Origin of the sequence: Pedobacter vanadiisoli, assembly GCF_042684385.1 — a bacterium.
Taxonomy (GTDB): domain Bacteria; phylum Bacteroidota; class Bacteroidia; order Sphingobacteriales; family Sphingobacteriaceae; genus Pedobacter; species Pedobacter vanadiisoli.
In genome coordinates this window covers 1-20365 of the sequence record NZ_JBHULL010000002.1, presented here as the reverse complement: position 1 = coordinate 20365, position 20365 = coordinate 1, and the positions used below count along the sequence as shown (strand labels likewise).

The following is a 20365-nucleotide window of genomic DNA, read 5'->3' as shown; positions in this document are numbered from 1 at the left end:
AAGTTTTATGGATGATAAACAAAAAAGGGGGAGTGCTGATCGCAATAGGATCAACATTAACGAAGGTTATGAGCTCGATTATTGGTCTAATAAATTCGGCGTAAGCAAAGATAAGCTAAAGGCAGCAGTGCAAACGGTCGGTAATGCTGCTCAGGCTGTAGAAGATTTTTTAAGGAAATAAAAATTTGATTATGAGTCTGGAAAAATATGTGGCAAAACGCGATTTCTCAAAAACGGCAGAACCTAAATCAGGTAAAAGCAACGACCGTAACAAATTGCATTTTGTGATCCAAAAGCACGATGCTTCACGTCTGCACTACGATTTCAGGCTCGAAATGGAAGGTGTTTTAAAAAGCTGGGCTATACCTAAAGGACCCTCAACCGATCCAAAAACTAAACGTTTGGCCATGATGGTAGAAGATCATCCTTTTAATTATAAAGATTTTGAGGGTATTATCCCACAGGGAGAATATGGCGGCGGAACCGTTATTGTATGGGATGAAGGTACTTATGAACCAATTGAAAACATTAAAGGTAAAAAAGCACAGGAGAAACACCTTTTAAACCAGCTAAAAGAAGGTTCTTTAAAGATTAAATTAAATGGTGAAAAACTCCATGGCGAATTTGCCCTTGTTAAAACACATGGGATGGCTGAAAATAGCTGGTTACTAATCAAACACAAAGACGATTACGCTTCAACCAAAGATATTACCAAACAGGATAAGTCGGTACTTTCCGGAAAAACGATAGAAAAAATGGAAAAAACATCCGCGAAGGTTTGGAAAGATGGAAAAGAACAACCTGTAAAAGCCGGAATAAATGATCCTGAACCGGAAGTGAAAAAAGAAACTGCAGTTAATGATGATCAGCCTGATGTAAAAGATATTCTAAAAAAAGCGCCAAAATCCGTTATTCCTAAAAACATTAAACCCATGCTGGCCACACTTGTAGATGAAGCTTTTGATGACCCCGACTGGCAGTATGAGGTAAAATGGGATGGTTACCGTACACTCGCATTTATCAGTAAAAGCAAAGTAGAGCTCTTTTCGAGAAACAATAAATCATTTAACGAAAAATTTTATCCTATTTATGATCTGCTGAAGGATTGGAAAAGCAACGCCGTACTGGATGGCGAAATTTTAGTCCTGAATGCTAAAGGTATATCCAATTTTGGTTCATTACAGAACTGGCGGAGTGAGGCAGATGGCGAACTGGTTTTTTATGTGTTTGATATTTTATGGTACGAAGGCAAAAACCTGATGGGACTTCCGCTTTATGAACGTCAGGCAGTGTTAAGTAATGTTTTGCCAACTGATGATGACAGACTGCGTTTAGGTAAGGTATTTAAGGCAAGTGGTATCGATTTTTTTGACGCTGCACAAAGAATGGGCCTGGAGGGGATAATCGCTAAGAAGACCAATAGTACCTATACTCCTGACCGAAGATCGAAAGAATGGCTTAAGATTAAGGTACATAAACGCCAGGAAGTGGTAATTGCCGGTTTTACTAAAAATGCCGACACCTCAAAAGCATTCAGTTCGCTTTTGTTGGGACTGTATGACGAAGGGAAATTGCAATACGTAGGCAAAGTGGGTACTGGATTTTCAGATAAACAGCAGAAAACAATGATGGAACAGTTTAAACCGCTTATTGTTGATAAAAGCCCGTTCGAAAATATACCTGATGTAAATAAGCCTTCGCGATTCAGGCCAAATCCGCCAAAGGCAAAAGCTACCTGGTTAAAGCCTCAACTGGTCTGTGAAGTAGCTTTTACAGAAGTAACAGACGATGGGGTGTTCCGCCATCCTTCTTTCCAGGGCATGCGCGACGATAAAAAAGCAAAAGAAGTAATCAGGGAGGAAGAAAGCACGACCAAAAAAATCGTGAAAGACTCTATAGAAAAAAACGTACACCATGAAGCGGTAAAACCGCCGAAAGAAAAAGAACGTAAAACCTTATTAAATCCAAAAGACGAAACCCAGGTAAGGAAAATAAAAGGCCATGAGCTTAAATTTACCAACTTAAGTAAAGTATACTGGCCAGAAGATATGGTAACCAAAAGAGATATGTTCAACTATTACTATCAGGTTGCAGAGTATATTTTACCTTACCTAAAGGATCGACCGCAATCGCTTAACCGTTTCCCGGGTGGCATCCACGGACCAAGTTTTTACCAGAAGGATGTTAAGGGTAAAGCACCTGAATGGGCTGAAACTTTTCCCTATGAAAATGGTGAGGGCGAAAAAAAAGAATATTTGGTAGGAACAGACGAAGCTTCTTTGTTATGGATGGCCAATCTCGGTTGTATCGAAATGAACCCTTGGTTTAGCCGTATACAGTCTCCAGATCATCCCGATTATTGTGTGATCGATTTGGATCCCGACAAACATACTTTTGATCAGGTCGTTAACGCCGCTCTCGAAACCAAAAAAGTGCTTGACGCCATCGGGGTACCCAGCTATTGCAAAACATCAGGTTCAACAGGGATGCATATTTACATTCCGCTGAATGCCAGATATGATTACGATCAAAGCCAGCTTTTTGCAAAGCTTGTGGTTAATCTGGTGAATCAGCAGATTCCGGATTATACTTCTTTGGAGCGGATGGTATCGGCCAGGAAAGGGAAGATGTACCTTGATTTTTTACAGAACAGGCCAGGGGCTACCATTGCCTGCCCGTACTCTTTGCGGCCAAAAATAGGGGCGAGCATTTCTATGCCCTTGCATTGGGATGAGGTAAAACCGGGACTAAAAATGAAAGATTTTAATATTGTTAATGCCATTGACCGGTTAAAAGCAGAAGGCGATTTATTTAAAGGTGTGCTGGGGAAGGGAATTGATCTTAAAAAGGCAATAAATAAAGCAAAAAGTGTTTTTGGATAGCGCAACAATCTCTTACTGCTTTCATTATATTTGGCAAAAAATTAGAAAATGATAGCACACCACGTTTTATTCTGGCTTAAAGCCGATACCACTGATGACCAAAAAGCTGCTTTCCGCAAAGGCTTACAAACATTAGAGAACATTGAAGTTGTAAAAACCTTTCACATAGGCGTACCTGCACCAATTGAGCGTGCTGTCGTTGATACCACTTACACTTTCAGCCTGGTCTTGTTTTTTGAAGATCTTGCTGCCCATGATGTTTATCAGGTTCACCCTGTGCATAAAGCTTTCTTAGATGAATTCAGGATTTACTTTGAAAATGTTGTAATTTACGACGCAGAATAGTGCTGTTAAGGGCTGTACCCATAAATTATAATTCTATTCTATTTCGTCGGGCCGAACCTTTACTGAGCCTGACGAAATATCTAAAAGCCTGCTTCCATCTTGACCAGGCTTTCAAAACCTTCCAAAAACACCGAAGTTAATTTTTTACTTCTTCTTAAACTATCGCCGGCTTTGCTCGTCTATTCATTTAATAGAAAAAACTTAACATGAGCAAATTTGAAATACATATCATTTATTGATTTAATGCAATATCTTAATTTTAAGATCAAAAAAAACACCTTGATCAACTATTTTTTTTGCTATATTAACTTATTGTTTATTAGTTGATTAAGTATTATTTTTTATATAAATGTATATGAAGTAAGTTGTGTTATTCTTATTTATAAGATTATATATTGATGATTAAACATACAATTTTGTATTTTTGATAGTAATTTATGAGTAATTTTTAGCACTACAGAACCAGAGTGTTTTCGGTTACGTAAATAATTTAAACTGCAATCTTATGGAAAAAACAGCTACATTAATTAAAAGAGCATCCCTTAGCGTAAATCAGTTGGATAATATTAAAATCGGGGATTTATTGTCCGACGAATTTGGTAAGTCGGGTAAAGTTTGCGAAATCGAAAAAATAAATCGCCATGGCGAATTTCACTATTACTTTAAATTATTTAAATCAGGCACCATCTTAATTATTCTTTAATCTCTCTCTTGCCTTAACTAATGGGCTTGTAACCATTGATTTTTATGGCCCATCAGTTAATAGCTTTGGCGTAAAATACCCAGCTATAGACGATGATAAACATTGCATATCTGTAAAAAAAGAAAGCTCCAGATCTAATTGACCTGGAGCTTTCTTTTTAACTTATTCCTGTAATTAGAATTTGTAAGATAAGGTCGTTACAAACTGGCGCGGAGCAATAGGATTTACACTATAGTTTTCGTGAACAAAATAATTCAGTTCATTGGTAAGGTTAGAAACTTTAGCAAGAAGTGAGAATTTTTTCCAGCTGTATCCAGCAGAGAAATCTATTGTAGTAAATGCGCTTAAAGGAATTAGTCTTAAAGTTGTTGCATTTTTGGCATCGTTCCAACCACCGTTACGTTTGCCGGTATAGAATGTGGAGGCACCCAATTTTAAACCTTTTATTGCGCCTTGCTGGAAGGTATAAAACAAAGTGGCATTTGCTGTATTTTTGGTTGTACCTACCAAGCGTACATCTTCAATCATTCCTGTAATCTCAGGAGTATTGGTGTAGCGCATAAAGTTGTAGCTATAACCGGCACTAAAATTTAATCCTGGTAAAACATAGCCTGTTAAATCAATTTCAACGCCATCACTTGATGTAGTTCCATTTAATTGTTTTAAGTTGGTATTTGAGTTAAGATTACCATTTTGGTCAAACGTTGCAGTTTGTGCCGTGTTGCTGTTCTTAATTTTATAATAAGTTAAGTTCGCCGATAATCTGCCTCCAAAGAAATCATTTTTTATGCCGGCTTCATATTGATCTACTAACGATGGTGGGAGTGCGTCAAAATAAATGTCGGTACCTGTATTGGTTATAAAGTTGCCAGCATAACTAATATACATGGAAGTAGTTTTAAGAGGCTGGTATATCAATCCCACTTTAGGGGAAAAAGCATCATCAAACTTTGTGGCTCCCCTCGTTATTGCCCCATTTTCTAAGTTCAGCGCCCTCGAACTTGCATTTTTCTGGTCTGTATAACGTAAGCCTGCCAATACTTTAAATTTTTCAGTTATTTCGATCAAATCCTGAACAAAAGCACCGTATCTATAGATCGGGGCAAGTGTGCTGGTTATACCAAATGCTTCAGGCATTATTCCTGAACCATAATAGGTAGCCGGATCGAATACATTAACATTACCATAATTTAAGGTAGTGATATTAGCCCCCTTGGCATCTTTTCCGAAAGCAAAAGCATTGCTGGTTACTCTCGATTGATCTGCATCTACACCAAATAAAACAGTGTGTTTAATGCTTCCGGTACTAAAACTTCCGTTAATGTTGATCTGCTGGTTGTAAGTATATTCTTTACTTAGCGCTCTCGAAAGATTTCTGGCAGAAATACCTGCTGCATTCGCCTGTATACGCTCTGATCCATAATAATTTCGGTTATATGCCTGGAAAGATCCAATTGCACTTAATTTCCAGTTTTCGTTAAATTTATGTGTTAAATTGGCCTGAGCAGTCGTCGTATTCGTTTTATTGTAAGCCCAAGGCGTGTTAATGAATTTATCACGACCAAAATCTACAATCTGATTATTCACTGATCCTACACCAAAATCCGGAGTGAAATCACTTTTCAAATAATCACCCTGAACCAGAACCTCTGTTTGTTCGCTTATCTTATATAATAACGATGGATTAATATAAAAACGTTTTGATTTTACAAAATCCCTAAAACTCCCGGCACTTTCGTAAGTAGTAATGGCTCTAAAAGCAAGTTTTTTTGAAATCGGACCATAAAGATCAACTGTGGGTTTGTATTGATCATAACTGCCAGTTCTCATGCTTACTTCACCACCATTTTCGAATTTAGGTTTCTTGGTAACCATGTTCACAACAGCTCCGCCGGTTACACCACCATAAAGCAATGCCGCACTTCCTTTTAAAACTTCTACCGATTCTAATGTACTCGCCTCCGGGCTACCACCTATAGTTGTTCTTGCACCATTTTTGAAAACGTTATTACTACCCAGGCTATAACCCCTTGCGAAGAAGTTTTCGCCAACGCTGCCCCGATTGGCACCCAAAGCTACTCCGTTCACGTTTTTCATTACATCGCCCAGGCTATTTACTTGTTGGTCAACAATTAACTGTCTTCCAATAACCTGTACTGCCTGTGGAAGATCCATTGGTGCAATGGCAATTTTGCCTAGGTTAACGGGTTTTCTGTTTGGCGTCTTATAACCGCTAATGGCTACCTCGTCTAACTGCGACGAAGATTCCGCAATGGTGAAATCAGCATTTGTAGTTTCGCCAGCAACAATAGTAATTGATTTTTCCTGGGCAGAAATGCCAATAGCAGATGTTTTGATGGTATAATTCCCGGGGATTACATTTTTAATGATAAAATTACCTTTCTCATCAGTTTGCGTAGTTTTACCCGTGTTTTTTAAACCAACACTTACATAACTGGCTGGATTACCATCGCTGGTTTTAATCGAGCCTGATACCGATCCATTTTTACCCTGCGCCATGGTATTTCCTGCTAAAAACAGGAGAAGGGCAATTACATTTAAAAGAAAAGTAAATTTTTTGTTCATTTATTTAGATTAATTCTTATTTGCCGCAAAGGAACTGCTTTTGCAGCGGAATAACAAAATTATTTTTATTTATTCTAAATAAGGTTAGTCTGTGAGTGAAAAGAAGGATGTTTAAACTTGGTAATACGCTATTCCGGAAGCCTGAACTTGGCTGTTCCATGCTGTAGTTTTCAAGGCAAGTTTAACATGATGCCGAAAACTATCCCAGAAAAAAGATGCGTCTATCGGAGAGGAAATTAAGTAGGAAGAGAAATCTTTGAACCATGTTTATTAGATGTCTTCAAAGATTTCCCTGTTGCCGACGAGATAAGGACTGAGTTTTTAGCTTAAAATCTCATCAATCAATTTTATTTCAACAGCACTAAATTCAATATTATCTAAAGCTTTAATTGAATCTGTTATTTGCTCTGGTTTACTGGCACCTATAAGAACCGTGGTAATTCTGTTATCTTTCAATATCCAGGATAAAGCCATATGTGCTAGTTTTTGTCCACGTGATTTGGCCACCTCATTTAACTTGGCAATTACAGCTAATTTCTCTGGGGTAATATTACTTTCTTTGAGAAAAATACCACTGGTAGCTACCCTCGAATCGGAAGGGATACCATGTAAATATTTGTCGGTAAGTAAACCCTGTGCCAATGGCGAAAATGGAATACAGCCAACACCATTTTTTTTCAAAACATCAAGTAAGCCACCTTCAACCCAGCGTTCGAACATCGAATATTTAGGTTGATGAATTAAACATGGTGTACCGTTATCTTTTAAAATGTTGATGGCCTTTGCAGCATCTTCTGCCTGATAGTTTGATATGCCTACGTATAAAGCCTTTCCTTGCTGAACCATTAAGCTTAAAGCGCCCATGGTTTCTTCCAATGGGGTTTCCGGATCAGGGCGGTGGTGGTAAAAAATATCAACATAATCCAGTTTCATACGTTTTAAGCTCTGGTCTAAACTAGAAACCAGGTATTTTTTCGAACCCCAGTCGCCATAAGGGCCATCCCACATGGTATATCCCGCTTTGCTTGAAATAATCATTTCATCACGGTAGCCCTTAAAATCTTCGTGAAGGATTTTTCCAAAAACTTCTTCAGCCGAACCAGGAGGCGGACCATAATTATTTGCTAAATCGAAATGGGTAATTCCATTGTTAAAAGCAGTATAAATTAAGTTTTTGCTGTTTTCAAAAACGTTTACATGTCCGAAATTATGCCACAAACCCAACGATATTGCGGGCAATTTTAAGCCGCTGTTTCCACAACGGCGGTATAACATTTTATCGTAACGGTCTGTTGAAATGTTTTGATTCATATTTAGGATTTGATTGCCACAATAATAGTCAGTTTTAAGGGATAATAAGATTTTGCAATAAAATTTAGAAAAGATCCTGTAAAACCGGATCTGTATAATCTTCTATAAAAGCAATAATATTGTGATATGTTGAAAATTCCTCTTTGCTATGCATAGTTATTAAGGCTACACATTTCATTCCGGCATTTTGTGCCGCTTCAACGCCCTTTGGGGCATCTTCAAAAACAATACATTCGCTTGCAGAAACACCTAAAATTTCTGCCCCTTTGGTAAAAGTTTCAGGATCAGGTTTACTATTTGCCACATCTTCAGCACTAACTATGGCTTTAAAATAAGAGCGGATATTTAAATTATCAAGTACAAAATTGATATTGAAGGGAATTGCAGCAGAGCCAATTGCCATTTGGATACCCGATTGTTTCGCCCTTTCGAGAAAATTATCTAAGCCAGTTATTAATGTCAAATGCTTTTTGTAAGCAGCCTGGTACCTTCGCTCTTTTTCGATAGAAATTTGATCTATCTGTTCCTGGGAGAAATAACCTACACCAAAAACACGTTCTAAAAGATCCTGATTTTTACCGTACATCTGTTTTTTAACGGCATCGAAACTAATATTTGCACCTAAATCCTTTGTTAGGATGTTGTGCCACGCCTCGTTATGAAAAGCCATGTCGTTAATCATGGTGCCATTTAAATCGAAAAGAAAAGCTTTGGGTTTAGGGATTATCATGGCAACAAAATTATCAGATTTTTTTATGATTGAGTTAAAACCGGCTCATCAATGCAAAATTTAACATTTAACGAAGAAAAAGTAAAGCCCGGTGTAATTTTTAAGGATTAACCTGCTTTTTCCTGAAATAGAAATAACATAAAGGAAAAAGGCAAATAAGCCCTAGTAAAAAGCCTCCAACGGTATCGGTAAACCAATGTGCACCTAAATAAATCCTTGAGGGCGCAATAGTCACGATCAAAAATATTGATAAGTATGTAACAATATTTTTTGTGTGTTTAGGGATGGTTTTCGAAGTGTTCATCAGGATGATCAGAAAGCCAAAAAATAGGGTATAAGATAATACGTGTCCACTGGGATAACTCTGAAAGCGGTTAACCTCCACCAAACGGACATAAAATGCTGTTGGTCTTGGGCGGTTAATTACATTTTTTATCCCCAAAATAATCAGGCCCGATAATAAAACGGTTGAAATAAATAAGGCCTCGCGTTTATATTTCTGCCAATAAAAAATGGCAGCCACCAATACTACCGAGAGCAGGGAAAAGGGGAGCTCGCCAAAAAAGCTGATGGCCAGCATCAGTTTATCCAGCCAATCTGCATGGTATTGCTGAATAAACAGTGAAAATTTAATATCAAAAGGGAGAATAGGATGTTGCGCAATAAAAAAACTCAGAGCGGCAAAGCATACAATCAGTACGGCAAGTATAAAAATTAAGGCATTTCGGTTCAAAAAAGTATTCATAGACAGGGTAAAATTCAAAACTATAGATTTTATGCCAATCGAAACAAAAAAAAGGGCTTTTTATTATATGTAGGTCCTCATAGCCGAAATTGCTAAAAAAGTAAAATTCAAAACTATAGATTTTATGCCAATCGAAACAAAAAAAAGGGCTTTTTATTATATGTAGGTCCTCATAGCCGAAATTGCTAAAAAAGTAAAATTCAAAACTATAGATTTTATGCCAATCGAAACAAAAAAAAGGGCTTTTTATTATATGTAGGTCCTCATAGCCGAAATTGCTAAAAAATATTATCTTTATTGGCTTAACGAATCTCATATGCAGGAAAATCATCCCACCCAAGGTGTAACAGAAAACCATTTTAACGAAAACCTTTGCGTAAACTGTCAGGTAAACTCGTACGAGCCCGGTTACAACATTAATTTATGTTCTGATTGCCGGAAAAGTTTAATTAAATATCCCATACCTAAATGGATCAGGTTTTTCGGGATTGGTATCCTGGTAGTTGTAATAATCAGTTTGGTGCGCACGCAGAAATACATTTCTGCTGCAGTGCATTTAGGCAAAGCGGAAAATGCCATCGATCAAAAACATTTTGTAACGGCTCAACGTGAGTTAAGTTTGGTATTGAACCAGTTTCCGGAACACTTTAATGCCAATGCCTATATGATGGTTGCAAGTGCCTATAATTTTGATTTTGAAACCTACCAAATCGCTTTTGGCAAAGTTGCGGATGTTAAAACAGAGGATGAAGACTTATTAAACACGGTAAATGCAGCCTCTGAATATATTGTCCAGTTTTTTCCTAAGGATACGCTGATGTACAAACGTATTGTAGCTGTTGCTCAGGATAAGGGTAAACTATTGGCCATACTGGACAGTACCGATGAAATTGCATTAAAAACGCATATTGCCAACTTTTTATTTGAGAAAAAAGATTATGCCCGTGTTGATAGTATTATTAACAAGGTATTGGAGGTTGATCCTAATTTTTACCAGGCTTTAAGCTTGAAAACTGCTGTTAGAAGAAATACGGCAAGGTATGATGAAGCTTTGGCATTATGTGACCGATTATTGGCATTTAATGCCGAAAATATTTATGCGATATCGCAAAAGGCCAGGATTGAACTTAAACGAAAACATGATAAAGAGGCTGCTGTTTTTGCTTCAAAAGCCCTTGCCCTTGATCCTAATGATGATAGCGCTATTGAAGCTATGGCAATGGTCGACTATTTTGCCGGCAGGAAAAAAGAAAGCCTGGCAAGTTTGGCCAAGATCAGGGCCCACGAAACCGAGTCGGGCGACAGCACAATATCGAAACGTTTATCGCCCATTATTTTGGGTTCAGAAGTTTACAGGTAATTAAAAAATAAAATCATGTTTATTCCAGGTATATTTATCAGTATTGCAACTTTTCCAGGCGTAATTGTACATGAACTAGCACACCAGCTGTTCTGCAGGCTATTTAAAGTTCCGGTATTCGAAGTTTGTTATTTCAGGCCCGAAAACCCAGTAGGCTACGTTATACATGAGCCTGCGCAAAAGGTTTATCAAACAGTATTTATTTCTGTAGGGCCTTTTATTGTTAACTCCCTGCTGTGTTTTGTTATCGGTTTTTCTGCTGCACTGCAGTTTAAATTCGATTCGGCCAATGTTTTAGATTATTTGCTCATGTATCTGGCCATTTCAATCGGAGCACATGCCTTTCCAAGCACTGGCGATGCAAACAGTTTATGGAATGCCGTGGTAAAATCAAAAACAACTTCATGGCTGTCTAAAATTGTAGTAACTCCAATAGTCGGTTTTATATATGCCGGCGCATTGGGATCTTTCTTTTGGCTTGATATTATTTACGGTAGTGCTGTTGCTTTGGGCTTACCTTACCTGATCATTAAGTTTTTGGTATGATAAAAACTACAGTGATGGAAAAAATTCATCAAGGAAACAAAACGATTCATCAAGGAAATATGCCTGTATGTATAATCCGTTATGAAATATTAAAAGGATTTTGAATCTTCGAGGCAGATAATAAGGATATCTATGCTTACGAGGTTGGCAGGATAATTTCCTGCCGACTGAAGAGGCACTTGCCATCAGATTTTTCCGTAAATAATAACTTAGTGTTAACGCTCAAGCCGAAGCTTACCTCCTTTAACTAGGAGGTGCTTAGGTTGTTTTGCTGCGCATAGTTAAAACCACCGGTACGTTTTAGACTTCATTCAAAAAATCAGCAGGCCAGACCTCATGATAATAAATGCCGATTGGCCGTATTTAAACTATTAAGGGTGAAAGATTATGCCGTAATGAGGTTCTGAATATTGGATAAAAAAAAATAACGCACTGTATAAATTAATTATTACTTTATGTAGAGCTTGTAAAAATCTGTATAGTAATAGATTGTGATATGTGGTTATTTCACAACAATCTGTTTTGGATCGGTAACTACGATTTGCTGCTTACCTTTAAACTCGCTTACTATTCCCGTCACACAGATTTTGTTCCCCATAAACATGCTGTAAGGCTCAGATGGAAATTTGCTTTCATCCTGTTTATTAATGACCACCGTAACCAGTTCTTTCGGATAAGCCCCCCCTAAATTAATCAAAGTTAATTTTTCAAGTCCTTTGGTACTGTAAACCGAATCGCAGATGGTTACATTTTTACCAACGTATTTGGCTGCATCTTTAGCCAATACTAAAGTTTGGCTTTTTGCATAAAATGAGCTAACCAATGCAAACAAAAAGAGAACTGATTTTTTCATATCGATGGGGATGAATAAAACAGAAAAGGCAGTAATGCCAGGTCCATTTTTTTTTGTAAGTCAAAGTTAAGCCGAATTTGATAAAAATCAACAGAAAATATAAAACACGCATAAATTTTACATGAAAAGGATTGGGATTTAAACAGTGTGGATATTAAGGATCAGATGGAATTACTGGCTAAATATTTTAACCTGGTATCATTAGTATTTTCCGTGATGTTGTTTTGGAGTTAGTACAACTTTATTGGGAATTTTTCTGGCTATCCAGTTAATATCCGTAATTTGGTTCCTTAATTTGCAAAAGCAAATCCCGATCCCGATGAAGACTAGGTTATATTCATTTATATTTTTACTCGTTTTTGTGGTTCAGCTATATGCAGAATATGCTAAAAATATCGAATTGAGTAATTTATCGAGGCCATTAATTACAGTGGTACTTTTGGTGTGGCTTTATCTAAGTACAAATTTGAAAGGACGTTTTCATAAAAGAATTTTTGCAGGTTTAATTTTTGCATGGGCAGGAGATATGCTATTGATGCTACAGAACGGAAGAACAGGTTTCTTTATATTTGCTCTGGTTGCTTTTTTGGTTTGTCATATTTTTTATATCAGGGCTTTTATGCTCGATCATAAATCCAACCCAAGCCATAAAACACCATACTTTTTATGGATCGTTGGTGCATTTGCTATTTTTTGCTCAGGTTTGTTCTTCTATTTGCAGCCTCATCTTGGACCAATGCAGTTTCCCGTTTTAATGTATGCAATCGTGATAACGGTTATGGCGATTATGGCTGTTAATCGATACGGGAAAGTGAATATATTTAGTTTTAAACTTATTCTTTATGGAGCCTTATCTTTTTTGCTGTCTGACAGTGTTTTAGCTATTGACAAGTTTGTTCAGCCCATTTCGTATAGTGGCGTACTGTTGATGGCTGCTTACATGACCGCACAGTATTTAATTGTTTATGGCACCATTGAACGAAAATTGGTGGTAACGAGAACGGAAGTATAGTTATTGTTCTGCGTTTTATCAGTCTAAGGCCAGCATGGCTGTTTCTTCAGGCAGGGTGCTTTGTAGCTTTGAAAACATATTTAAACTGCTGCTTTTATAAATTCGGCTTTCCGATACTATTATATTTATCTGCGTTATACGATACAGTCAAACGGTTGATCTTGATTGTAACAGAAATGTGGGATTTGGAATAAAACCATAATCTCTATCTTGGTTAAAATAATTAACTAAATAGTACAAAAACCTAAACACACACATGAACAAGGTATTTTCGATTTTTACCGCAGTATTAATCAGCGCGGGAGCATTTGCACAGAGCGATCCCAACCTGGGGATTATTCCTGCACCCGTGTCCATTACCAAGGCAAACGGAACTTTCATTCTGGATAAAACAACGGTTTTGGTAAATCAGAGCATAGACGGTTCAAAAATGACCGATTTATTAAATGCTTTTATTGTTAGTAAAGCAGGTTTTGCTTTAAGAGAAACCAAAACTCCCCAACCTAACCAAAAAGCAATTGTACTAACATCTGTTGGCGCAGATCAATTACCTGCTGAAGGTTATACCATTAAAGTTACGCCCAAACAGGTTGTTTTAACCGGAAAAGGAGCAGGGCTTTTTTATGCTGTACAATCGGCCATGCAGATGATGCCCGATAAAGTAGCCGATAAAATTATGATACCCGCAGTTAACATTAATGATTATCCGCGTTTTAACTACCGTGGAACAATGTTGGATGTTGGCCGCCATTTCTTCCCGGTTTCTTTTATCAAAAAATACATCGATCAGCTGGCTTATTACAAAATCAACACTTTCCACTGGCATTTAACCGAAGATCAGGGCTGGAGATTGGAAATAAAAAAATATCCTAAACTTACCCAGATCGGTTCTGTCCGCAATGGTACCATTATCGGTAATTATCCGGGCAATGGTAATTACCTTACCCCGGTAAAAGGTTTTTATACCCAGGATGAAGCCAAAGAAGTTGTAAGGTATGCTGCAGAGAAATACATTACCGTAATTCCGGAGATTGAATTACCCGGTCACGCTTCTGCTGCGATTGCTGCATACCCCGAGTTAAGTTGTTTCCCTGATCGTGATACTTTTATCAGCGATAAGACCCCATGGGCAGGTAGTAGAAAAGGTAAACAGGTACAACAAACCTGGGGTGTTTTTGATGACATCTTCGTACCATCAACCAATACTTTTACTTTTTTAGAAAATGTTTTGGATGAGGTGATGGCGATCTTTCCTTCTAAATATATCCATATTGGGGGTGATGAAGCCCCAAAAACCTATTGGAAAGAATCAACTTTCTGTCAGAATTTGATGAAAGAGAAAGGCCTGAAAGATGAACACGAATTACAGAGTTATTTTATTCAGACCATCGAAAAGTATATGAACAGTAAAGGACGTTCAATTATCGGTTGGGATGAGATTCTAGAGGGTGGTCTGGCACCGAATGCCACAGTAATGAGCTGGAGGGGCGAAGATGGTGGAATTGCTGCTGCACAACAAAAACACGATGTTATTATGACCCCAGGTTCGATGGGTTTGTATATCGACCATAAACAATCAAACTCTCCAGACGAACCGGTAACCATTGGTGGATTTGCGCCTTATCAAAAGATCTACGCCTATGATCCGATTCCGAAAGTATTAACGGCTGACGAAAGGAAATATATTAAAGGTGTGCAGGCTAATTTGTGGACAGAATATATTAAAACCACGGCTAAAGCCGAAAACCATGCATTTCCCCGTTTATTGGCTTTGTCTGAAATTGCATGGTCGCCGATGGAGCGTAAAGATTTAAAGAACTTCTCAGAGCAGCGCTTACCGGTACATTTGGCACGTTTAGATAAAATGGGAATTAATTTCTGGGTGCCTACACCTATTGGACAAAGTGATAAACCTTTAACCGGCGGCGAATTTACCATTGATTTAAAAGTACCGGTAACAGGAGCAAAAATTTATTATACTATTGATTTGGCACGTCCTTCAGAAAATGCATTTTTATACACGGCCCCATTTAAGATTACTGTTCCACAGGGAGAAAAAAGGGTATTAAAAACCATTGTAATTGCTCCTAGTGGCAGGAGAAGTGTAGTTAGCGAAACGGTTTTAAACAACGGAGCGCCTGAAGTTAAAGCCGAAGCAAAGAAATAAAATCTGTTGCTTAGATAGGCTAAAATTCTTAATTTGGGACAACCAAAATGAACCCAAATAGAATGAAACTACAGAAATATACATTACAGCGCCTTTTGTTAATTACAGGGGTGCTGTTTTGTTTTGCATGCACCGAAGAAAAGCCTAAAGAAGTTAAAACTGAAACGGTCAAAGTAGAAAAGAATCCTTTCCGTTTTTATAAAGATATAGAAATAAAACCGGGGTTAAATTTTGAAGTTGTAAGCTGGGGAAAAGGAGTAGACTCTGTTGGCGGGTACCAGATCCTAATGTCTGATTCTATCCGCAACAATTATAAATCGGTTGCGGTAGATCGCAAAGGCATTATAACCGATGCCTGGAATATGGATCTTGACAATGATGGTAACCCTGAACTGTATATTCAATTGTTAAGTAAAAAAAATGTTTTAGACCTGAATGTGTTCGAATATGCGGGTGGCGACTTCAATAAAATCGGTTTTCCGTCTTTAAGCACAAGCCAGAAAAAAGGTTACAGGGGTAATGATAAATTTTTTATTAAAAACGGCGATCTTTTCCGCTCTTTTCCGGTAAAAGATGCTGCAGATAGTACAAAAACGATTACCAAAACCTATCAGTATAAACTGAGCGGGAATAGTTTTTCTACGAGTGAAGTGAAGCCTGAAGAGAAAAGGTGAATTAAGGTATAGGCTAAAAGGTTTAGGATGAAAAGAGTAGGGCCTGCAGCATATGAAGCAGCGTCATTCCTGAAATAAATTCAGGATGACGAATTTTAAAAACAATGAACAACCAGCAATTTTCAATTATCGACCGTATAAAGAGCTTTAAATATGCATTTAATGGTTTAAAACTCTTTTTTCTTAACGATCATAACGGGAGAGTTCATTTATTTGCTGCTATAATGGCTGTTGGTTTGTCTTTCTATCTCAAAATATCCGCTTTAGAATGGATTGCGATTTTATCTGTTATTTCAGCTGTTTTTGTAGCCGAAATTATCAATTCTTCTATTGAGAAACTGGCCGATGTGGTTTCACCGGATTATCATCCAAAAATCAAAGTGGTAAAAGACCTGGCGGCAGCGGCAGTTTTAGTTGCTGCAATTTTAGCTGTGGCGGTTGGTGCCATCGTATTTATCCCAAAATTAGTTCTGTAACTCAGCCAGTGCAGCTCTCGATTCTTCCATTTTATCCTGGATAATTTCGTCCCAGCGTGCCTGCATTTTATGATTGCTGCCATGTTCGGTTTCATCATCATAATTACGCTGCATGGTATCAAAAAAACTGCTGATCTGGTTGGCCAGGTCCGAAATCTGTGCCTTGTAATTATTAATCGAATAATTCCGGTTTTTCAGTACCCTTTCGGCCTCTAAAAGTAAAATGTACTGAATATTGGCGTGGCCCTGTTCGTGGTGTAAAAGGCTCGCCCTGATTTCCGGATTTTTAATCTTATCCCATTTCACCCACGACCTGTTTTTATCAATGCTGACATCGTTTTTAAGCTTAATCACCACGCGGTTACGGTAAACGGTGCTTTCATAGCTGTATTTCCATGTCATAGCGGTTAAAGCTAAAAATGGCGATCGCATATCGGCTTTACCTTTATAATGGGTTTCCCAATCCAATTGTACCGGTTGGCTGAGGTCTTGCTTAAAAGCAAAAGTGCAGGGTAAAGCCAGCAAAAATAATAAGGGTATAATCAGTTTCTTCATGTATAGATTTTTACAACGAAAAAACCGTGCCTAAAATTACTCCGGTGTAGAAATCTGTTCGCTGATGCGCTCAAATTTCTCGATCAATAAAGAAATACGTTCTTTTTCCCTGCTTATTACTGCTTTTCTTAAAATAGTGGAGCAGAACAACATCCATAAGGCTGTTAAACCGATAGCCAAAACTTTCTGAACCGTGCTAAAGTGACCAAGAATTTCTACAAAATAGAAAATGATGCCCAATGAAAGCGCAATTACATAGAACCAATACAGTGAGTTGTATAGTTTATAGCGGTTTAATTGATAGGTCTTTAAATTATTGAGGTATTCGTGCGGATGTGCGGTAAAATCGGTTTTCGAAATCAGCCTGTAGTCGCGGTAAAGAATTAAGGTGTATACGCCAATGGCAATAATGGTAATGCTGATACCAACATGGGTAGTCCACGATTCGAAATGAAAAAATATCCATAAGGCTGCGATGGCAATAAAAGAGGCCAACATACCCAAAATGTTTAAAGCCGATTTAAGCCTTAATCCATTTACTTCTTTCTTCGCTTGCTGCAGCATCTCATCGGCAGAAACCTTAACTTCTACCTCATGCTTTTGCCACAACTCCTGTATTTGATCAAACGCTTGCATACTGGCTATATAATTCTGTTAATTTTTGTTTAATTCGGTGAATTTTTACCCTTAAATTGCCTTCACTTATTCCTGATATGTCTGCAATTTCGTGGTATGGCAACTCATCAAGCACCATGGTAATAATCAAACGGTCGTTTTCTTCAAGCTTTGAGATACATTTATAAAGGAGGGCCACCTGTTCGTTCTTTTCCGAAAACTCTTCTACCTTATTTTCAATAATATTATCTGTTAATTCGTCTTTTGCCTGTCTTTTTTCCGACCTTAAATACGTTAAACAGGTGTTTACTGCAATTCTGTAGATCCATGTAGAAATTAAAGATTTGTTCCTGAATTTGTCCAGGTTTTGCCAAACCTTTAAAAACGTTTCCTGTAAAAGATCATTTGCAGCGTCGGTATCGCCAGTATAACCATAACATAAATGGAATATCTTTTTGGAATTTGAATCGAAGATCTCTTTAAATAACTTGTCTTTTTGTTCCATTTAGGGAATGATAGTTGCGTTTTAGATGAGGATGTGCACTTTTTGTTACACCCCGGGCCAAAAATAATATATTTTTTGATGTCATTTAGTTAAAAATTTTTAACTAAAGCAGTGCACAGATGGATAATGATTTTTACATCTGTGTACCCTCTTTCTTCTATATTTTGTTTACATTATTTTTGCTTTTCCGGATGGCGTAGCTTAATCACGTAGGGATATTTTTTAGTACCACCTGTTATCAAAATTTGTTACACGAAGTAAATGTTGTAGTTTTACCAAATTAAGAGTACTACAAACTTTTTATATTCATGAAGAAAAACAAACTCACGCTTTTTATTTTCATTGCGCTGATTGCGGGTATAGCACTTGGCTATATTTTAAATGTAAACTCCATCGGTTTTTATAACCAAAACATAATCAACGCCGATGCAAAGATTAAAAGTATAGAGGTAAGCATTGCCAAATCAACCGATACCACAAGCATTGCTTACACACAGTTAAAGGCTGAAAAAAAGGCCAATTCTAAAATCAAAAAAGAGAATGAAGAAATCAGGGAGAAGAAGTTAGAATATTTTACGCTCCTGAGTGATATTTTTCTCCGACTGATTAAAATGATTGTTGCCCCGTTAGTATTTACCACCCTGGTGGTAGGGGTAGCCAAAGTTGGCGATATTAAGGCCGTAGGACGTATAGGAGGTAAGACATTGGGCTGGTTCCTGGCCATGTCGTTAATGTCGCTGGTACTGGGAATGATCCTGGTGAACCTTTTCGAGCCCGGAAGACACATGAAATTATCTTTACCTGATCATTTGGTGAATACGGGCATCCAGAAAGCTGCCATGAGTGTTAAAGATTTTATTGCCCATGTTTTCCCGAAAAGTATTGCCGAAGCGATGGCAAATAATGAAATTTTACAGATTGTAGTATTTTCGTTGTTTTTTGGCGTGGCAACGGCCGCAATTGGCGATTTAGGACAGATTGTAATAAAAGCTTTTGATGCGATAGCCCACGTTATCTTAAAAATGACCGGTTATGTAATGAATTTTGCACCATTGGCCGTTTTTGGGGCCATGACGGCTATTATAGCCAAGCAAGGACTTAACGTTTTGAATACTTATGCCATATTTATAGGAGAATTTTACTTCGGATTGGGTATTTTATGGTGTGTATTGATCTTTTTAGGTTTTTTAGTGTTGAAAAAACGCATTTTTCGCCTGGTAAACGACATGAAAGAACCAGCTATTCTGGCTTTTAGTACGGCAAGCAGTGAAGCCGCTTACCCCAAAACCATGATGTTATTGGAACGTTTTGGCTGTAAGGATAAGATTGTAAGTTTCGTTTTGCCATTGGGTTATTCATTTAACCTTGATGGTTCGATGATGTATATGACTTTTGCTTCCCTCTTTATCGCACAGGCTTACGGTATTCATTTAGGCTTTGAACAGCAGATTTCTATGCTGTTAATCTTAATGCTTACTAGTAAGGGGATTGCTGGTGTGCCAAGGGCATCGTTGGTCGTAATTGCGGGAACAATAGCCAGTTTTAATATCCCTGAGGCAGGTTTAGCCTTATTAATCGGTATAGATCCTTTATTGGATATGGGGCGTTCTGCGACCAATGTGGTTGGAAACAGTATTGCCACGGCTGTAGTAAGTAAGTGGGAAGGGGAGCTTAAGGAGGCTTAAGTTTAGGGTTTATGCTCTCATTCAATAATTAAATATTCATTCAATAATTCAATATAAAAGTGTCAAGTAGAGGAAAAAAGATATTCTTAGCCATTACCATCATCGTTCCGATGATTATTTATTGCTATATCTATTACAAACCAATTATCCAGAATGCACCGTTCAGAAAAGCTGATTTTGTATCAATGGAATATAAATGGGGTGTAAAAGATACTTTAGAAAACAGCTATAATTCGGCTACTGGCGAATACCAGTATGTTACCAAATCAGATTCAACCATCCGTAAAAAGATTTTCTTAAAAAGCGATGATATCCTTTATATGCACGCTAAAGCAAATGAAATAGGCCTTTGGAATTTTCCGGATACCATCGGAAAGAAAAGTCCGAAATCAATGGCCGTTCCCCGTTACGATCTGCTGTTTAAATACAAGGAAAAATCAAAACATGTAGTTATTTACGGCGATTTTGATGGTAACCCTAAGCTGCTGGATGCCGCTGTACAAATGAGAAAGGTAATTGAAGATACTTTAAATCAGGCAGAAAGAAGAAGCGGTAAATAGTTGGGAGCCCGGAGTTTGAAGTCGATTAACGGTTTAAATAATTAAACCGTTAATC

At 37.6% G+C, this 20365-nt stretch carries 20 protein-coding genes; 12 read left to right on the top strand and 8 right to left on the bottom strand.

Annotation, left to right across the window (positions count from 1 at the left end):
- Positions 1-7 precede the first annotated feature (7 nt).
- The 4 genes from ACFSR6_RS00500 (at position 8) to ACFSR6_RS00485 (ending at position 3930) form a co-directional block, all read left to right on the top strand.
- Positions 8-181 carry a DUF3606 domain-containing protein gene (locus ACFSR6_RS00500; RefSeq protein WP_379073689.1) on the top strand — a complete coding sequence of 58 codons (174 nt, stop codon included), beginning with the start codon at positions 8-10 and terminating at the stop codon, positions 179-181.
- Positions 182-191: 10 nt separating this feature from the next.
- Positions 192-2882: a DNA ligase D gene (gene ligD, locus ACFSR6_RS00495; RefSeq protein ID WP_379073687.1), complete on the top strand. Its 2691-nt coding sequence runs from the start codon at positions 192-194 to the stop codon at positions 2880-2882.
- 48 nt (positions 2883-2930) lie between these two features.
- Positions 2931-3227, top strand: a complete 297-nt coding sequence (locus ACFSR6_RS00490; RefSeq protein ID WP_379073685.1) for a Dabb family protein — start codon at positions 2931-2933, stop codon at positions 3225-3227.
- A gap of 505 nt (positions 3228-3732) precedes the next feature.
- The gene (locus ACFSR6_RS00485) at positions 3733-3930 is read left to right on the top strand and encodes a hypothetical protein (RefSeq protein WP_379073683.1); all 198 of its coding nucleotides are present in this window, start codon (positions 3733-3735) and stop codon (positions 3928-3930) included.
- Between the two features lie 174 nt (positions 3931-4104).
- Here the strand turns inward: ACFSR6_RS00485 and ACFSR6_RS00480 are convergent, their stop codons facing one another.
- From ACFSR6_RS00480 to ACFSR6_RS00465, 4 genes are all read right to left on the bottom strand, one after another.
- The gene (locus tag ACFSR6_RS00480) at positions 4105-6516 is read right to left on the bottom strand and encodes a TonB-dependent siderophore receptor (protein ID WP_379073681.1); all 2412 of its coding nucleotides are present in this window, start codon (positions 6514-6516) and stop codon (positions 4105-4107) included.
- A gap of 321 nt (positions 6517-6837) precedes the next feature.
- The gene (mgrA, locus tag ACFSR6_RS00475; RefSeq protein ID WP_379073679.1) at positions 6838-7827 is read right to left on the bottom strand and encodes an L-glyceraldehyde 3-phosphate reductase; all 990 of its coding nucleotides are present in this window, start codon (positions 7825-7827) and stop codon (positions 6838-6840) included.
- A 64-nt stretch (positions 7828-7891) separates the two neighbouring features.
- Entirely contained in the window at positions 7892-8557 is a 666-nt protein-coding gene (locus tag ACFSR6_RS00470) for an HAD family hydrolase (RefSeq protein ID WP_379073678.1), read from the bottom strand.
- Positions 8558-8657: 100 nt separating this feature from the next.
- Entirely contained in the window at positions 8658-9302 is a 645-nt protein-coding gene (locus ACFSR6_RS00465; RefSeq protein WP_379073676.1) for a phosphatase PAP2 family protein, read from the bottom strand.
- A 316-nt stretch (positions 9303-9618) separates the two neighbouring features.
- On the opposite strand from ACFSR6_RS00465, the gene ACFSR6_RS00460 reads away from it, so the two are divergent.
- Together ACFSR6_RS00460 and ACFSR6_RS00455 are read left to right on the top strand one after the other, a co-directional pair.
- A complete protein-coding gene (locus ACFSR6_RS00460) occupies positions 9619-10662 on the top strand; it encodes a tetratricopeptide repeat protein (protein ID WP_379073674.1) in 1044 nt (347 codons plus the stop codon).
- Between the two features lie 15 nt (positions 10663-10677).
- Complete coding sequence (locus tag ACFSR6_RS00455; RefSeq protein ID WP_379073672.1) at positions 10678-11208, top strand: metalloprotease family protein; 531 nt, start codon at positions 10678-10680, stop codon at positions 11206-11208.
- A gap of 502 nt (positions 11209-11710) precedes the next feature.
- Here the strand turns inward: ACFSR6_RS00455 and ACFSR6_RS00450 are convergent.
- Positions 11711-12061 carry a hypothetical protein gene (locus ACFSR6_RS00450; protein ID WP_379073670.1) on the bottom strand — a complete coding sequence of 117 codons (351 nt, stop codon included), beginning with the start codon at positions 12059-12061 and terminating at the stop codon, positions 11711-11713.
- A 319-nt stretch (positions 12062-12380) separates the two neighbouring features.
- Here ACFSR6_RS00450 and ACFSR6_RS00445 point away from each other — a divergent pair, with 319 nt between their 5' ends.
- From ACFSR6_RS00445 to ACFSR6_RS00430, 4 genes are all read left to right on the top strand, one after another.
- Positions 12381-13073, top strand: coding sequence for a lysoplasmalogenase (locus ACFSR6_RS00445; RefSeq protein ID WP_379073668.1), 693 nt, complete (start codon positions 12381-12383; stop codon positions 13071-13073).
- 256 nt (positions 13074-13329) lie between these two features.
- A complete protein-coding gene (locus tag ACFSR6_RS00440) occupies positions 13330-15240 on the top strand; it encodes a beta-N-acetylhexosaminidase (protein ID WP_379073666.1) in 1911 nt (636 codons plus the stop codon).
- Between the two features lie 62 nt (positions 15241-15302).
- Positions 15303-15914, top strand: a complete 612-nt coding sequence (locus ACFSR6_RS00435) for a hypothetical protein (RefSeq protein ID WP_379073665.1) — start codon at positions 15303-15305, stop codon at positions 15912-15914.
- Positions 15915-16018: 104 nt separating this feature from the next.
- Complete coding sequence (locus ACFSR6_RS00430; RefSeq protein WP_379073663.1) at positions 16019-16390, top strand: diacylglycerol kinase family protein; 372 nt, start codon at positions 16019-16021, stop codon at positions 16388-16390.
- Here ACFSR6_RS00430 and ACFSR6_RS00425 read toward each other — a convergent pair.
- The 3 genes from ACFSR6_RS00425 to ACFSR6_RS00415 are packed head-to-tail and all read right to left on the bottom strand — an operon-like array spanning position 16379 to position 18065.
- Positions 16379-16945: a DUF922 domain-containing protein gene (locus ACFSR6_RS00425; RefSeq protein WP_379073661.1), complete on the bottom strand. Its 567-nt coding sequence runs from the start codon at positions 16943-16945 to the stop codon at positions 16379-16381. The genes ACFSR6_RS00430 and ACFSR6_RS00425 overlap by 12 nt on opposite strands.
- A 36-nt stretch (positions 16946-16981) precedes the next feature.
- Entirely contained in the window at positions 16982-17581 is a 600-nt protein-coding gene (locus tag ACFSR6_RS00420) for a hypothetical protein (RefSeq protein ID WP_379073659.1), read from the bottom strand.
- A complete protein-coding gene (locus tag ACFSR6_RS00415; protein ID WP_086546642.1) occupies positions 17568-18065 on the bottom strand; it encodes an RNA polymerase sigma factor in 498 nt (165 codons plus the stop codon). Before ACFSR6_RS00415 ends, ACFSR6_RS00420 begins: the two co-directional genes overlap by 14 nt.
- 308 nt (positions 18066-18373) lie before the next feature.
- Between ACFSR6_RS00415 and ACFSR6_RS00410 the strand changes: the two genes are divergently transcribed.
- Together ACFSR6_RS00410 and ACFSR6_RS00405 are read left to right on the top strand one after the other, a co-directional pair.
- Positions 18374-19750 (top strand): dicarboxylate/amino acid:cation symporter, encoded by a 1377-nt coding sequence (locus ACFSR6_RS00410; RefSeq protein ID WP_379073657.1) that lies wholly within the window; start codon positions 18374-18376, stop codon positions 19748-19750.
- A gap of 59 nt (positions 19751-19809) precedes the next feature.
- Positions 19810-20310: a hypothetical protein gene (locus ACFSR6_RS00405; RefSeq protein WP_379073655.1), complete on the top strand. Its 501-nt coding sequence runs from the start codon at positions 19810-19812 to the stop codon at positions 20308-20310.
- Positions 20311-20365: the final 55 nt, after the last annotated feature.